Source organism: Kibdelosporangium aridum, from assembly GCF_900176515.1.
GTDB lineage: Bacteria > Actinomycetota > Actinomycetes > Mycobacteriales > Pseudonocardiaceae > Kibdelosporangium > Kibdelosporangium aridum.
In genome coordinates this window covers 44,867-59,547 of the sequence record NZ_FWXV01000009.1, presented here as the reverse complement: position 1 = coordinate 59,547, position 14,681 = coordinate 44,867, and the positions used below count along the sequence as shown (strand labels likewise).

At 68.4% G+C, this 14,681-nt stretch carries 16 protein-coding genes; 5 read left to right on the top strand and 11 right to left on the bottom strand.

Features of this window, described 5'->3' with window-relative positions; genetic code table 11:
• Positions 1-91 precede the first annotated feature (91 nt).
• Positions 92-283: a hypothetical protein gene (locus B9C43_RS38500; protein WP_143446898.1), complete on the top strand. Its 192-nt coding sequence runs from the start codon at positions 92-94 to the stop codon at positions 281-283.
• Positions 284-345: 62 nt separating this feature from the next.
• Here the strand turns inward: B9C43_RS38500 and B9C43_RS38495 are convergent, their stop codons facing one another.
• Complete coding sequence (locus B9C43_RS38495; protein WP_033390186.1) at positions 346-711, bottom strand: HesB/IscA family protein; 366 nt, start codon at positions 709-711, stop codon at positions 346-348.
• Between the two features lie 92 nt (positions 712-803).
• Positions 804-1,847, bottom strand: coding sequence for a glycerate kinase family protein (locus B9C43_RS38490; protein ID WP_084432076.1), 1,044 nt, complete (start codon positions 1,845-1,847; stop codon positions 804-806).
• Positions 1,848-1,903: 56 nt separating this feature from the next.
• Here B9C43_RS38490 and B9C43_RS38485 point away from each other — a divergent pair, with 56 nt between their 5' ends.
• A complete protein-coding gene (locus B9C43_RS38485) occupies positions 1,904-2,551 on the top strand; it encodes a DUF3043 domain-containing protein (RefSeq protein ID WP_084432073.1) in 648 nt (215 codons plus the stop codon).
• A 51-nt stretch (positions 2,552-2,602) separates the two neighbouring features.
• Here B9C43_RS38485 and B9C43_RS38480 read toward each other — a convergent pair whose 3' ends face one another.
• From B9C43_RS38480 to cobU, 4 genes are all read right to left on the bottom strand, one after another.
• Complete coding sequence (locus tag B9C43_RS38480; RefSeq protein ID WP_033390181.1) at positions 2,603-3,589, bottom strand: aldo/keto reductase family protein; 987 nt, start codon at positions 3,587-3,589, stop codon at positions 2,603-2,605.
• A gap of 552 nt (positions 3,590-4,141) precedes the next feature.
• The gene (locus B9C43_RS38470) at positions 4,142-4,855 is read right to left on the bottom strand and encodes an adenosylcobinamide-GDP ribazoletransferase (protein WP_084432066.1); all 714 of its coding nucleotides are present in this window, start codon (positions 4,853-4,855) and stop codon (positions 4,142-4,144) included.
• Positions 4,855-5,892 (bottom strand): nicotinate-nucleotide--dimethylbenzimidazole phosphoribosyltransferase, encoded by a 1,038-nt coding sequence (cobT, locus tag B9C43_RS38465; RefSeq protein ID WP_084432063.1) that lies wholly within the window; start codon positions 5,890-5,892, stop codon positions 4,855-4,857. The genes B9C43_RS38470 and cobT overlap by 1 nt, the downstream gene beginning before the upstream one ends.
• A gap of 12 nt (positions 5,893-5,904) precedes the next feature.
• Positions 5,905-6,432: a bifunctional adenosylcobinamide kinase/adenosylcobinamide-phosphate guanylyltransferase gene (cobU, locus tag B9C43_RS38460; protein WP_033390178.1), complete on the bottom strand. Its 528-nt coding sequence runs from the start codon at positions 6,430-6,432 to the stop codon at positions 5,905-5,907.
• A gap of 64 nt (positions 6,433-6,496) precedes the next feature.
• Here cobU and B9C43_RS38455 point away from each other — a divergent pair, with 64 nt between their 5' ends.
• Positions 6,497-6,694 (top strand): hypothetical protein, encoded by a 198-nt coding sequence (locus B9C43_RS38455; RefSeq protein WP_033390177.1) that lies wholly within the window; start codon positions 6,497-6,499, stop codon positions 6,692-6,694.
• Between the two features lie 357 nt (positions 6,695-7,051).
• Here B9C43_RS38455 and B9C43_RS38450 read toward each other — a convergent pair whose 3' ends face one another.
• On the bottom strand, positions 7,052-8,143 hold the full coding sequence (locus tag B9C43_RS38450) for a branched-chain amino acid aminotransferase (RefSeq protein ID WP_033383615.1): 1,092 nt from the start codon (positions 8,141-8,143) through the stop codon (positions 7,052-7,054).
• A gap of 101 nt (positions 8,144-8,244) precedes the next feature.
• On the opposite strand from B9C43_RS38450, the gene B9C43_RS38445 reads away from it, so the two are divergent.
• Positions 8,245-8,535 (top strand): hypothetical protein, encoded by a 291-nt coding sequence (locus B9C43_RS38445; protein WP_084432060.1) that lies wholly within the window; start codon positions 8,245-8,247, stop codon positions 8,533-8,535.
• On the opposite strand, the gene gcvT is transcribed toward B9C43_RS38445, so the two are convergent.
• The 3 genes from gcvT to B9C43_RS57015 are packed head-to-tail and all read right to left on the bottom strand — an operon-like array spanning position 8,532 to position 11,366.
• Positions 8,532-9,623, bottom strand: coding sequence for a glycine cleavage system aminomethyltransferase GcvT (gene gcvT / locus B9C43_RS38440; RefSeq protein WP_084432057.1), 1,092 nt, complete (start codon positions 9,621-9,623; stop codon positions 8,532-8,534). The two genes, B9C43_RS38445 and gcvT, sit on opposite strands and share 4 nt — an antisense overlap.
• 10 nt (positions 9,624-9,633) lie before the next feature.
• On the bottom strand, positions 9,634-10,086 hold the full coding sequence (locus tag B9C43_RS38435; RefSeq protein ID WP_033383611.1) for a DUF2269 family protein: 453 nt from the start codon (positions 10,084-10,086) through the stop codon (positions 9,634-9,636).
• 26 nt (positions 10,087-10,112) lie between these two features.
• Entirely contained in the window at positions 10,113-11,366 is a 1,254-nt protein-coding gene (locus tag B9C43_RS57015; RefSeq protein ID WP_160097003.1) for an APC family permease, read from the bottom strand.
• 177 nt (positions 11,367-11,543) lie between these two features.
• On the opposite strand from B9C43_RS57015, the gene B9C43_RS38420 reads away from it, so the two are divergent.
• Positions 11,544-13,022, top strand: coding sequence for a leucyl aminopeptidase (locus B9C43_RS38420; protein ID WP_084432045.1), 1,479 nt, complete (start codon positions 11,544-11,546; stop codon positions 13,020-13,022).
• Between the two features lie 45 nt (positions 13,023-13,067).
• Here the strand turns inward: B9C43_RS38420 and B9C43_RS38415 are convergent, their stop codons facing one another.
• The gene (locus B9C43_RS38415) at positions 13,068-14,582 is read right to left on the bottom strand and encodes an LVIVD repeat-containing protein (protein WP_084432042.1); all 1,515 of its coding nucleotides are present in this window, start codon (positions 14,580-14,582) and stop codon (positions 13,068-13,070) included.
• Positions 14,583-14,681 lie beyond the last annotated feature (99 nt).

Genomic DNA, 14,681 nt, shown 5'->3' with positions numbered 1-14,681 from the left:
TCCGGCAAGACACCCGACGCGGCCACCCATGCGGGTGGTTCATCGGCTGCCTCAGCACACTACCGGTTGGTAAGCCTGTCCAGCTCTAATCGTGGTCAATAACGTGGCGTTCGTGCACATCACCGAGGCCGATTCGATCGACGAGCTGATCGCCGACTGCGCCGACATCCCGCCATCAGTCCGACAGTCCCCGTCGCACCCGCCGCTGCCGAGACTGGCGCCGTCGTGGGAGGTCACCGACAAGTGCCACGCCCAGGTCGAGGACCTGGACGAGTACGTGTAGAGCAACTGAAAGGGCCGCTGTCCCAGACCAGGACAGCGGCCCTTTTCCGTTCGTCTGACGACTCAGTGGAACGAGTCGCCGCACGCGCACGAACCCGTGGCGTTCGGGTTGTCGATCGTGAAGCCCTGCTTCTCGATGGTGTCGACGAAGTCGATCACGGCGCCCTCGACGTACGGCGCGCTCATCCGGTCGACGGCCACCTTGAGGCCACCGAAGTCACGGTAGAGGTCGCCGTCGAGCGCACGCTCGTCGAAGAACAGCTGGTACCGCAGACCGGCGCAGCCCCCGGGCTGGACGGCGATCCGCAGGTGCATGTCGTCGCGACCTTCCTGCTCGAGCAGCGCCTTGGCCTTGCTCGCGGCAGTATCGGTCAACGTCACGCCGTGCGTGGTCGCCGCTTCGGTCGTGTTCTCCTGCGCGGTCGTCATGGCACTCCCTTGAAGATCCGACTACAGCGGTGCGAACACATCGCCGTGGTGTCTTATTCCATGGTGACACATGTGTCCGACTGTCCAGGTGGTCATGCCGACCACTGGGACGCGACGTGTCTGGCCAGCGCCGCGAGCGTGCCCGCGGGGTCGGCGAACGCCGCGTCGACCGATCCGGCGTGCTCGACCACGGCAAACGCCGCCTCGATGCCCGCTGCCGCGGCCTCCCGGCGTCCCACGCTCACCTGACCGGCGAGGACCAGGCACGGCAGGCCGCGTTCGGCGGCCGCCGATGCGACAGACGTCACAAGTTTGCCGCGCAGCGACTGCCAGTCGAAGCTGCCTTCGCCGGTCAGGACCAACTGGGCGGTCGCCATCGCCTTGTCCAGCCCGGTCAGGTCCCGCACGAGGCCCGCGCCGGACACCCTGGTCGCGCCGAGCAGGAACAGCCCGAAGCCGAGGCCGCCCGCGGCACCAGCACCCGGCTGGTCGCGCAGATGCGGTCCTTTCCCGGCCGAGAAGGCTTCGAGACGGGCTTCCAGCTCGTCGACGTCCTGCGGGGACGCACCCTTCTGCGGCCCGAAGGTGTGGGCGGCGCCGTGCGGTCCGAGCAGGGGGTTCTCCACGTCGGTCGCGGCGATGATCTTGGGCCAGTCAACCGCCGGAGACGTGCTCGCAGCATCGAGCATCGGCGCCGCGACTTCCAGCATTCCTTGTCCGCCGTCGGTCGTGGCCGAACCGCCCAGACCGACGACGATCGTGTGTACGCCTGCATCGCGCGCGGCGACCATCAGCTCGCCGACGCCACGCGTGGTGGCGTCGAGCGGGCGGCGGTCGGCTTTGGGTACCAGGTGCAGGCCGTTCGCCTGTGCCGATTCGACATAGGCCGTTCCATCGTGTTCGAGCCAGGTGGCCGTCACGGGCTCGCCGAGCGGTCCGGTGACTTCGAGTGTGTGCAACGTGCCGCCAAGCACGGTGTGCAGCACATCCACGAAGCCAGGACCACCGTCGGTGAGCGGGCGGAGCACCAGCTCGTCGTCCGGGGCGGACGCGTGCCACCCGTCGGCCATCGCTTGGGCGGCCTCAGGGGCGGACAACGTGCCGCCGAAACAGTCAGGAGCGATCAGTACGCGCACAGATCGCAGCGTATCCGGCGAACCACACGATCAGGGCTTGTCATAACCTATGAGACGTGAGGTTCCTGCGCCGCAACTCAGCCGACAAGACCGACGCCACCGACGTCGAGGAGACAGACGTCGCTGTCGAGGCGGAGCTCACCAAAAAGGGTTACACGGCGGGCAAAGGAGCGCCCACGCCGAAGCGCCGCGACGCGGAGGCCCGTCGGCGCGGCCCGGTAGCGCCCGCGCCGCAGACAACCCGCGAGGCGATGCGCCGTGCCCGGCAGACCAAGCCGTCGAAGCAGGAGCGTCGCGCCGCGGCCGCTGAGCGCCGCGAGCGGATGATGGCCGGTGACGACAAGTACCTCATGCCGCGTGACCGCGGCCCGGTCAAGGCGTATGTCCGTGACGTGGTCGACTCGCGGCGTAACCTGCTCGGCCTGTTCATGCCGCTGGCGATCGTCGTGTTCGTCGCGCTGCTCGTGCCGAACCCCGCGATCCAGAACTACGCCACGCTGCTGTGCCTGGCGATGCTGCTGATGATGATCCTCGAAGGGATCATCAACGGCCGCCGGGTGACCAAGCTGGCCAGGGAGAGGTTCCCGAAGGAGATCGTCAAGGGCGGCTCGATCGGCTGGTACGCGTTCGTGCGGGCGAGCCAGATCCGCAAGCTGCGCGTGCCGAAGCCGCGGCTGCGCCCGGGTGACCCGATCCCCCGCTGACGCGTTGTGGAGGAACCTCCAGGGGCCGGGCCCCTGGAGGTTCTCGCTTTCTCAGGGCACCTGGGTCAGCCGTGGGTCGTCGACCACGACGCCGTCGAGCACCGCGTCGATCTTGTCCAGCAGGTCCTTCTCCAGGACCTTGCCCGCGGCCTTGACGTTCTCGGTGACCTGCTCGGGCCGGGAAGCGCCGATGATCGCCGAAGCGACGTTCTTGTTCTGCAGCACCCACGCGACCGCGAGCTGCCCCAGCGTCAGACCGGCCTCCTCGGCCAGCGGCTTGAGCTGCTGCACCCGCTCGAGGATGTCGTCACGCAGCCAGCGGGACACGAAGTTCTTGCCGGACTCGTCGGTGGCCCGTGACCCGGCGGGAACCGGCTGGCCGGGCAGGTACTTGCCGGTCAGCACGCCCTGCGCGACCGGGGAGAACACGATCTGGCTGAGGCCTTCGCGCTCGGCAGCGGGAATGACCTGCGGCTCGATGACTCGCCAGATCATGTTGTACAGCGGCTGGTTGGACACGAACGGCACCTGCAGTTCGCGAGCCAGCGCGGCACCCCGAGTGATCTGCTCGCCGGTCCACTCTGAAACACCGATGTAGAGGACCTTGCCCTGCCGGACGAGGTCGGCGAAGGCGAGCATGGTCTCTTCGAGCGGAACGGTCCGGTCGAACCGGTGCGCCTGGTAGACGTCGATGTAGTCGGTCTGCAGCCGCTTGAGCGACGCGTTCGCCGACTCGATGATGTGCTTGCGGCCGAGGCCGCTGTCGTTGGGGCCACCCGGGCCCGTCGGCCAGTAGACCTTGGTCAGGATCTCCAGGCTCTCCCTGCGCTCGCCGGCCAGCGCCCGGCCGAGCACGGACTCCGCGGCGGTGTTGGCGTAGGTGTCCGCGGTGTCGAACGTGGTGATCCCGGCGTCCAGAGCCGCCCGCACGCAGGCTGCCGCCTGCTCCTCCTCAACCTGAGACCCGTGCGTCAGCCAGTTGCCGTACGAGATCTCACTGACCGTCAGGCCACTGCGGCCCAGTCTCCGAAACTCCATGTGCCCAACCTAGCGGCCAAATCCTTCGCAACGCTAATCAGTTCGACTGTCCAGACCTGACGACGAGCACGTGGTCGCGGCCGCCGTGGTGGGCGCCGGTGCGATCGTGACCCATAACTGCCTCGCATGCATCAAGTCCGCGCGCTGTCGTGAGTACACAGCCTGGCTACGCTGCCCGTTCATGGAGAGGTCCGGGTACATCGCCATCGCCGAGGTCATGGCGCACTGCGGGGGCAATCCGGCCGAGGCGGCGAAATACTTCGCAGCTGCGATCGCTGAAGCGCCAGGGAATGCCGAGTCATACGCGGGCCTCGCCGTACTGCGCGATACAGAGCCCACTGCGGTCGATGGGCTGCGGGAGGGCGGGTCCCCGTCAGTTGTCGCGGGCTACGCCTACATCGCACGCGGCCTATCGCACGAGGTTGTCCGGCTCTGCCGAGGACCTCCAAGCTCTGGTCGAGGTCGAGTCAGTGAACAGCCACTACCTCGCGCAGCTCATCGACATCGCAGTCCAAAACCCTGACCTGCCGCAGAAAGCCGCGCAAAGGGCACTCAAGATGAAGCCAGAGCACAGACGACCAACACGACGGTGACCGTCAGCTCACACGCGGCACCGAGAACATCGCCGGTGATGCCGCCGAGTCGTCGGCGCACGTGCGCCACGAAAGCCACAAGCACCGCAGCGGCAACCACAACGGCCAGCGGACCGGCCCAAAGCCGGGACGGGACGACAGGAATCGCCACCGCCCCAAGAAACACAAGCCACCCGACCGGCGCGTAAACCGGCTGCGACCCGGCCACGAGCGCACCGAGCCCGGAGGGCCGGGCGGCGGGCACGCCGTGACGGCAGCACCACGAGAAAGCCGCCCGTCCCGCCGCGAAGGCCACCACCACGGCTCCCCAGTGGACAGAGCCAAGAGAAACCGCCTGCAGCCCAAGCACAACGATCAGGGCGACGACAGCAAAAGCGCCAACGCCGCCCTCCTTCATCACAGCCAACGCGCGCTCAGGCGGCCCGTAACACCCCAGGCCGTCAGCCGTGTCCGCCAGGCCATCGAGGTGCATACCCCGAGTCGCCAGAGCCACGAGCCCGACGCACAGAAACCCGCCGAGCAGTCCCGGCACCCCCTGCAACACGGCCGCCACAAGCAGCCCGAGGACCGCGCCGACCACGGGTGCCACCGCGATCGCGCGGCGGCCTGCCCGGGCGTCGACGTGGTCCACGCGGATGGGCAGGACCGTGAGCCAGGAAAAGGCGAGCAGCACTAGTCCGCGGGTCCGGAGATGTTGGCGTCCTGGAACGTCGCCATCTCCGCCAGGATCCGGGTCGCCATCGCGACCAGTGGGAACGCCGCCAGCGCGCCGGAGCCTTCGCCGAGGCGCATGTCCATCTCCAGCAACGGTTCCAGGCCCAGCTGCTCGAGTGCCAGTTTGTGCGAGGGCTCGGTGGACTGGTGCCCGGCCACCCACCACAGCCGCGCACCGGGCGCCAACTCTTCAGCCACCAGCGCTGCCGCGGTCGACACCACGCCGTCGAGGATGACCGGGGTCTTGCGGACCGATGCCTGGGCGAGGAACCCTGCCATCGCGGCGATGTCGGCGCCTGCCGTCGTCTTCAGCAACGCCATCGGTTCCGCGCTGACCTGGCGGGCGCGGCGCAGGGCGTCACGAATCGCGGCGGTCTTGCGCATCCACGTCTGGTCGTCGATCCCGGTGCCACGGCCGACCACGGCGACCGGTTCGGCACCCGTCAGCGCGGCCACGAGCACCGCGGCCGGGGTCGTGTTGCCGATCCCCATGTCCCCGGCGATCAGCAGGTCCGCGCCGCCGTCGACTTCCTGGTCGGCGATGGTCTTGCCCGCTTCGACCGCCGCCTTGACCTCGTCCTCGGTCAACGCGTCCTCGTGGTCGATCGAGCCCGAGCTTTTGCGCACCTTGAACTCGGCGACGGACTCGGCCACGTCCGAGGCCACCGACATGTCGACCACGCGAACCGTCGCACCGGCCGTCGTGGCGAGGACGTTCACCGCCGCGCCGCCGTTGAGGAAGTTCGCCACCATCTGCCCGGTGACCTCGGTGGGATACGCCGAGACACCCTTGGCCGCGATGCCGTGGTCACCCGCGAACACGATCACGCGCGGCCGGGTGAACGGCTTCGGCGGGCAGACGCCCTGGCACGACGCCACCCACACCCCGAGCTGTTCGAGCTTGCCCAGCGCGCCAGCCGGCTTGGTCAGCCGATCCTGCCTGGCCAGCGCATCGCGCTTAGCCGATTCGTCGGGTGGGGAAACGTACGGGAACACCCCAAACCTCCGTTAACGCAACCGCATCGGAATACCGGCCACGAGCAGGAGGACCTCGTCACAGCGTTGCGCCAATGCGGTGTTGAGGGCACCGAGCTCGTCGCGGAAGAGCCTGCCAGAGCGCGTGTGCGGGACGACGCCCAGGCCGACCTCCGCCGACACGAGCACCACCCGTGCCTCGGTCGCCGCGACCGCCTCGACCAACATCGCGCCTTCCCGGCGGACTAAATCCAGGCCCGCGCCCTCCCACGCACCCGCCGCGTCCATCACGCCGGTGAGCCACGTGGCGATGTCGTCGACCAGCGTCCAGCCCTTCGCGGCCCGCACCACGTCGGCGAGCTCACGGGATGCCTCGACCGTGCGCCACGTATGCGGACGGCGCGCGATGTGCGCGTCGATCCTCGCCGTCCACTCCGGATCGTTCGGGTCCCGGCGGCCGGTGGCCACGTACAGGACCTCTTCGTCAGCCGGCAGCAGGCCTTCCGCGTGCGCCGACTTGCCGGATCGTGCCCCGCCCAAAACCAGTGTCCTGCGCGTCACATGTCCCTCACGTCGCCGGGTGACATAGCCTCGGGCCAAAGTTACCGCTTGAGCGGGAGTCGATGTGGACTATCGATGGCGCTGTCAGGACGAGCGCGGCCGAGACATCCCCGGCGACGAGACGCTGTTCGCCGGACAGACCGAGGCCGAGGACTGGCTCAGGGACTCATGGCAGGACCTGCTGGCCGCCGGAGTCGATCGGGTGACACTGCTGCACGGCGAGGCCGAGGTCTACGGCCCGATGAGCCTGCACGCGCCCTAGTCGCGACCAGTGCAAGCTCCAGGGGGCTTGCGGCAGGTCGAGGATGAACAGGTCGCGGAAGGCACGCCCTAACCACGAAAAGGCGCACCCAACCACAACACCAAGACACGCCCAACCCAAGCGGAAGCGCGCCCAAGCCACGAAAAGAGGCGCGCCAAAAGCAGTAGTCGGCGCGATTTTGTGTGGAGTAGCGCCGCAAATAAGCTTGTCGGCGGGGCAGGGCCGCAGGTCCTGCCCGCTTTCCCTGCCTTTTGCGGCGCAGAGGCTCCACACCAAATCGCGCCGACCAGTCACAGGAGCGCTCCGAAGGTGACCACAGAGCGCGCCGAAGTAACCACAGCGGCGCCGGAAACCTTCCTACGCCAACCGGTGCAGCCAGTTGTGAGGATCCGGAGCCGCACCGCGCTGCAGGTCATTGAGGGCCTGCCGCAGCTTCATGGTCACCTCACCAGGCTGCCCCCCGCCGATGGTGAACTCACCCGCAGTGCTCTTCACCGAACCCACCGGAGTGATCACCGCGGCCGTCCCGCAGCCGAAGACCTCGGTCAGCTCACCGGACTCGGCCTTCTTCTCCCACTCCTCTGTGGACACGCGGCGTTCTTCCACTGTGTACCCGTGGTCACGGGCCAGTGTCAGCAGGCTGTCGCGGGTGATGCCGGGCAGCAGCGAACCGGACAGCTCCGGCGTCACCAGCCGGTTGCCGAACACGAAGAACAGGTTCATCGCGCCGACTTCCTCGACCCACCGGCGTTCTACGGCGTCCAGCCAGACCACCTGGTCGCAGCCCTGCTCGACGGCCTGGGCCTGCGCGACGAAGGAGGCCGCGTAGTTGCCCGCGCACTTGGCCGCGCCGGTGCCACCGGGCGCCGCGCGCACGTAGTCCGTGCAGAGCCACACCTTCACCGGCTTCACGCCGGTGGCGAAGTACGGGCCCGCAGGTGAGGCGATCAGCGCGTACAGGTAGTGGTTCGCAGGCCGGTTCACGCCCAAAGTGGACTCGTCGGAGATCATGAACGGCCGCAGGTAAAGGGAAGCCTCGGCGCGGTCGGGCACCCATCGGCCGTCCACCGCCAGCAACTGGTGCAGCGACTCGATGAACAGTGCCGTCGGCAGCTCCGGCATGGCCATCCGGCGCGCGGAGTTCTGGAACCGTTCGGCGTTCGCCTCGGGGCGGAACGCCACGATCGAGCCGTCCTGGTGGCGGTAGGCCTTGAGGCCCTCGAAGATCGCCTGGCCGTAGTGCAGCACGGTGGCGGCCGGGTCGAGCGTGAGCGGGTGGTACGGCTCGAGTTCGGCGGAATGCCAGCCCTGGTCGTTGCTCCAGCGAATGGTCACCATGTGGTCGGTGAAGTGCTGTCCGAAGCCAGGATTGGCCAGTACCTCCGCGAGCCGCTCCGGGGTCGCCGGGTTCGGGCTGGAGGTCTGGGTGAACGACAGCGTGGACGTCATGGGAGTACGTTAATCGTCGTTAGCGTCGAAGAAAATCCGTATCCCGAGGATCGGACGTCCTACTTTCGGGTACACCCCGCCGCGCGCACTACGATGGCGCTGTGGCGAACACACAACAGAACGCCGTGAGCGCTGGTACCGGCTCGGATTTCCGGGTCGCCACCGTCGGCGCGATCATGCCGTTCGGGCTGGGCATGCTGGTGCTGGTCGGCTACGCGTGGATCGGCGTCTTCGGCATCATCCTCGGCCTGCTCGGCGCGGTGTGGTGGGCGGTGTGGTGGCGCCGCAAGCACAACAAGAAGTTCTTCCCGCGTGACGTCGAGGGCGGCCCGTTCGTGCTCACCCTCGTACTCACCGTCATCTTGCTGATCGCGGCGCTCGCCAGCATCTAGCTCTTTACATTCGTCTGCACGAACGGCGCCTTCACGACCTCGCAGCGCAGTTTGCGGCCACGCACGTCCAGCGTGACCTCCGCACCGACGTCGATGCCCGCTGACGTGTCGATGAGCGCCAGCGCGATCCCGGTCTTCAGCGTCGGGGAGAACGTGCCGGACGTGGTCACGCCGATCTGCTTGCCGTCGGCGTCCAGCACGGGCATCTCCGGACGCGGGACGCCACGGTCGAGCGCACGCAGGCAGCGCAGCCGCCGCGCGGGTTCCTTGCGCTCGGCGATCAGCGCCTCGCGGCCCCAGAACTCGTCCTTCTTCCAGCCGACCGCCCACGTCGACCCGGCCTGGACCGGGCTGATCTCCAGGGACAGCTCGTGGCCGTGCAGCGGGTAGCCCATCTCGGTGCGCAGCGTGTCCCGGGCGCCCAGCCCGCACGGCACGCCGCCCGCCTCGCGCAGCGCCTCCCATACGACCGGCGCGTCGCCCCACGCGGGGATGAGCTCGTAGCCGTGCTCACCGGTGTAGCCCGTACGGCACACACGCACCTTGAGGCCACGCCATTCGGCGTCGCGGTACGCCATGTACTCGAGTTCAGTCGGCAGGCCGAGGCCGTCGAGCAGCTCCGCCGAACGCGGGCCCTGCACGGCCAGCACGGCGTGCTGGCGGTGCTCGTCGGTGACTGAGATGCCCTCCGGCGCCGCCTCGATCAGCCTGCGCGCCACCTCGGCGGTGTTGGCCGCGTTCGGCACCAGGAAGACGTCCTGCGGGCCGACCAGGTAGACGATGATGTCGTCGACCGTGCCGCCGGTCTCGGTGCAGCACAGCGTGTACTGGGCCTTGCCCGGTGCGATCCGGTTGAGGTCGTTGGTCAGGCACCGGTTGACGAAGTCGGCCGCGCCCGGCCCGGTCACCCGGACCTTGCCCAGGTGGGACACGTCGAAGATGCCGACGTTCTCGCGGACCGCCGTGTGCTCGGCGACCACGCCCGTCTTGTACTGGATCGGCATCTCCCAGCCCCCGAACGGGGCGAAGGTGGCGTCAAGGCTCGCGTGCAGGTCGTGCAAGGGCCCTCGTAGCAGCTGCTCAGTCACGTCAGCGAACTTACAAGACGGGCTTGGCGACCATGTCGAGGACAATCAGCAGCATCACCGCGGCCTGCGCGATGGCCACCCGGCGGACGGTCTTGATCTTCGCCTGGACGTCGGGCGCGCCGGCGCCGTGCTGCTCGGCGGCCTCGAGGATCTTGCGCGACTGCGGCGTCAGGTAGCCGATACCCATGATCAACAGGATGATGAAGCCGAGGATGCCCAGGAGGATCCACAGGTCGCCGAAGGAGAAGCCGACCACGACGACCAGCGCGATGCCGAACAGCAGCGCCAGGATCGCGGAGACGGCCTGCAGCCGGTTGCCCAGCCAGTCCGAATCGTGGATGAACTGCACCGTGCGTTCCGGGCCTTCGCGTAAGGCACGGGACCCGATGGCCAGCATGCCGATATGGCTGCCGATCCAGATCGCGGCGAAGGAGATGTGGCCGAGAAGCAGGACCTCACGCATGATCGATCTCCCCTCGGGCTGGCTGGCTACTTTCTGGCGTACCTCGAGCTGATGGCGCCGGCGACGCAGCCGACGATCATCACGAGCACCACGACGACCAGGTATTTCACCGACATGTTCATCCCGATGAGCACCGAGAAGCCCAGTCCGAAACACGCCGCGCGACGCGGCCATGTGCGGTCCGCGGGCATGAGCAGACGGGCGGCCGCGTTGGTGAACGCGTAGTAGAACAACAGCAGGCACGCGGCCACGCCGATCGCCTGCGGCGGGTTGAGCAACGCCGCGGCGACGGCCACAGCCGCGCCACTGAGCACAGCGGCAGGCGCGGAGACGCCACGCGACCCCACGATCGCCAACGCGGGCGGGACGTCGGAGAACTCGGCCATCGCGCTGAGCGTGCGCCTGATCGAACCGATCGCCATCAGCAGCCCGAACAGTGTGGCGATCCCGGCGACTCCGGCCATGAACGGCTGCAACGACTGGGCGTCGGCGGCGGCGAGTGCGTCCATCAGGGGCGCGGGCGACAGCGCCAGCCTGGGGCCGCCGAGTTGGTGCAGTGCGGCACCGGCGACGGCGACGGTGGTCACCAGCGTGCCGACCATGATCACCGGGATGGCGACGTGCAGCTGGCGGACCGTGTACTCCTGCTCGGAGGAGGACGTGACCTGCTCGAACCCGAGAAAACCGAAGAACATCAGACCTGCGGCGGCCAGCAGCCCGCTCGGATCGTCCGTGCCGTTGATACCGCCTTCGACGTCCGCGGGCAGCGGTAACGCCTCCGGCGGCGCGATCGCGAACGCCACAGCGACGAACAACGCGAGCCCAAGGAGTGTGATCACGAGCACGGCCGTCGTCACGCCGCGAGAAGGCCTGACGCCGAGCGCGTCGGCCGCCGCCGCGATCAGGCTCACCACGATCGCAGCGGTCACCGGGTACTGCGGCACCACGTACACACCGAACGTGCCCGCGATCGCGGCACCCGCGACGATCCGGCCGACCAACGCGGTGCTGCCAGCCATCCGGCCAGGCAGAACACCCAGCTGGTGGCGGCTGTAGAGGTATCCACCGCCGATCCCGACGAACCGGCGCGACTGGTCCGATGTGGAGAACGCGCCGCACAACGCGGCCAGGAAGGCGATCACGACACTGAGCAGCAGCCAGGTCCCGGCCTCGGCCGCCGCGGGCGAGATGGCGACCAGCAGCCCGGCCCCCAGCATCGCGGACAGCCCAGGCACCACTCCGGCGGTCACCTTCAGCCGGTCGGGGACGGCAGGTTGCACCCGGACACAGTGTCAGACCGGCCCGGTGCACAGGAACAGCTCGGCACTTGGTTCACTCGTTTTCTCCATACCGATGCTCGACTCTGGCAGCAAGTCGTGGGTCACCCTGACGGGTCACGTGCCAGGGTGGGGTCGTTAGCATCCCTTACTATCAGCCGTCCCGACGAGGAGTAGCCAGTGACCGCCCCCAAACTCGCCCTGTCCGACAACGCAGTCACCGACATCACGGCCGACGTCGTGGTGATCGGGACAGTGCAGCAGGACGGCGGAGGCTTCACCCTCGCTCCGGGTGGTGAGGCCGTCGACGCCGTCTTCGACGGATCGCTCGTCGCAGTGCTGACCAGCCTCGGTGCCACCGGCAAGGCCGAGGAGACGGTGAAGGTCCCGACGCTCGGCAAGCTCAAGGCGGGCGTGGTGCTCGCGGTCGGCCTCGGCAAGGCCGACCCCACGCCTGAGCAGGTCCGCCGCGCGGCCGGTGCCTCGGCCCGCGCGTTGACCGGTGTCAAGCGCGCACACAGCTTCCTGTCTCTTGTGGACCTGCAGGCCGCGGTCGAAGGCACTGTGCTCGGCGGGTACACCTTCACCGAGTACAAATCGGACGCGGGCGACGGCCCGGTCGGCCGCGTGGACTTCTCCGCGGCGAGCAACAAGGACAACAAGGCCACGCTGAAGGCGGCCACCGCGATCGCCGAGGCCGTGGCGACCGCTCGTGACCTGATCAACACCCCACCCAACGACCTGTACCCGGCGTCGTTCGCCGAGCGCGCGGCGAAGCTGGGTGAGGCCGCCGGGCTGACCGTCGAGGTGCTCGACGAGAAGGCGCTGCGCAAGGGCGGCTACGGCGGCATCCTCGGCGTCGGCAGTGGCTCGTCCCGGCTGCCCCGGCTGGTTCGCCTGGCCTACAAGGGCCCCAAGGCGTCGAAGAAGGTCGCGCTGGTCGGCAAGGGCATCACGTTCGACACCGGCGGCATCTCGATCAAGCCTGCGGCGAACATGGACGAGATGACCTCCGACATGTCCGGTGCGGCGGCCGTGGTCGCGGCGGTCGTGCTCGCGGCGAAGCTGAAGTTCCCGCTCGAAGTGATCGCGACCGTGCCGATCGCCGAGAACATGCCGTCCGGCACCTCGTACCGCCCGGGTGACGTGCTGACGATGTACGGCGGCAAGACCGTCGAGGTGCTCAACACCGACGCCGAAGGCAGGCTGATCCTGGCCGACGCGATCGTGCGTGCTGGCGAGGACAACCCGGACTACCTGATCGAGACCGCGACCCTGACCGGCGCCCAGGTGGTCGCGCTGGGCAAGCGCACCGCGGGCGTGATGGGCTCGGACGACTTCCGCGACCGCGTGGCCGGCATCGGCCAGGCCGTCGGCGAGAACGCGTGGGCCATGCCGCTGCCGGACGAGCTCCGGTCCGATTTGGACTCCCGAGTCGCCGACCTGGCGAACGTCACCGGCCACCGCTGGGGCGGAATGCTTGCCGCGGGCCAGTTCCTGAAGGAGTTCGTGCCCGACGGCCTGGAGTGGGCGCACATCGACGTGGCAGGCCCGGCGTACAACAGCGGCGGCCCGTTCGGCTACACCACCCGCGGCGGCACAGGCGTTCCGGTCAGGACGATCGCGGCAACGCTGGCGGACATCGCCGAGAACGGCTGACATACCAAGCGAAAAGGCCCCCTTGCGCGCAAGGGGGCCTTTTCGTCAGCAGCAGCTACTTGAGCCTGGGCCGCAGCCGCCTCGGCTGGCGATCATCGGACAGGCGTAGCCGTAGTCCGGGTGCGGCACGAGCGGCAGGCGCTGCTTGTCGCCCGGCCCGACCTTGACCTTCACCGGGCCGCCCGTGACCAGCTGGACGTTGGTCCCGTTTTCCTGCGCCTCGTAAGCACCCTTGGTCAGCGACACGATCTCGACGCCGCGCACGATGTCGGCGACGAAGACGTTCCCCTTGTGCCAGTAGGGCGCCCATGAGGTCGCCGCGTCCGGCCGCCAGTACCCGATCTGGATCGGCTTGGCGGGGTTGGAGATGTCGATGAACCGGGTTCCCTGCTCGTACCAGGAGTAGGCGACGATCCGGTTCTGCACGTCGAAGTAGTGCGCGGAACACGTGACGTCACCGGGCAAGGTGCCTTCCTTGTCGTCCGGGCTCCACACGCCGACGGTCTTCATCTCCTTCGGCGTACTCCCCCAGCCTTCGCCGTTTTCCGTGCCCCGCAAGGAAGAAATGACGAACCGGCCCTGGTCCTTGCACGTCGACGACCCGAACGCTTCCTCGGTGTGCAGCAGCAGGCTGCCCGCCGGGTTCTCACGAGTCGGGCGCGGACCGTCGAACAACGTCCGGCCGACCGGGCGGAACGAGTTGTGCGTGAACCGGGTCGGCATGTCGATCTGCGGCACGTTGCCGCCCGCGTACGGAACCGGGTCCGCCGCCGTGGCTTTGCGGAACATGCCCGTCAACGGATCGCGGTGCCAACCGTCAGTCCAGTAGCCGCGCGTGCCGTCATCGCCTGCGACCCAAGCGATTCCCATCGCGTCGACCTGGACGTCATGCGTGATCTTGCCCGCGCCGCGGACGTCCACCGAGACCGGCAACTCCTTGGGGTTGCGGGGATCGCGGATGTCCGTGACGTAGATCCGGCCGGTGTTCTCCGCCGACCTGTCCCGCCCTGCCGTCCAGAGGTACTGGCAGTCGTTGACGCACGTCGAAGTGTGGCCGGTGTTCTGCCGGTGGAACGCCAGGATCTTCAGGTCCGCCGGGTTCACCGCGGACACGATGTAGTTGCCCGTGGGCCGGTCGCCGGGCAACGCGCGACCGAACGAGTTCACCTCGCGGGCAAGGAAAGCGAGCTTGCGCTTCGGGTCGACGTTGATGTCCTCGTTCTCCCAGAAGCGTTGCGACGGATCGTCGCCCGGCAACGCCATCTCCTGCTTGGTCAGGTGGTCGAGGAGCTTCGGGTTGTCGACGTCGGTCACGTCGAAGGTCTGCAAGCCGGACTCGCTGCTGACGAACGCGACATCCTGGCGGCCGTACTGGGCGAACGCGATCGAGATCGCCCGCTCGGTACCGGGAAGCGTGGTGCGCAGCCGTACGTTCTTGGCCGCCGGCGCGAGGCGTACTTCCTCAGCCCCCTGCTGCGGAGTGGCCACAGGCGCAGCTGACGCGTCCTGCACAGTCAGGGCCGTCAACAGGCCCGCAGTCAACGCTGTGAGTACTTTCATGCACCGAGCGTGGCAAAGGCCAGACCAGCCCAGCTACGTCCGAACGTCGTGACCGGACAGCCGAACGGCCCCGCACCGGGAGTGCGGGGCCGTTCGGGG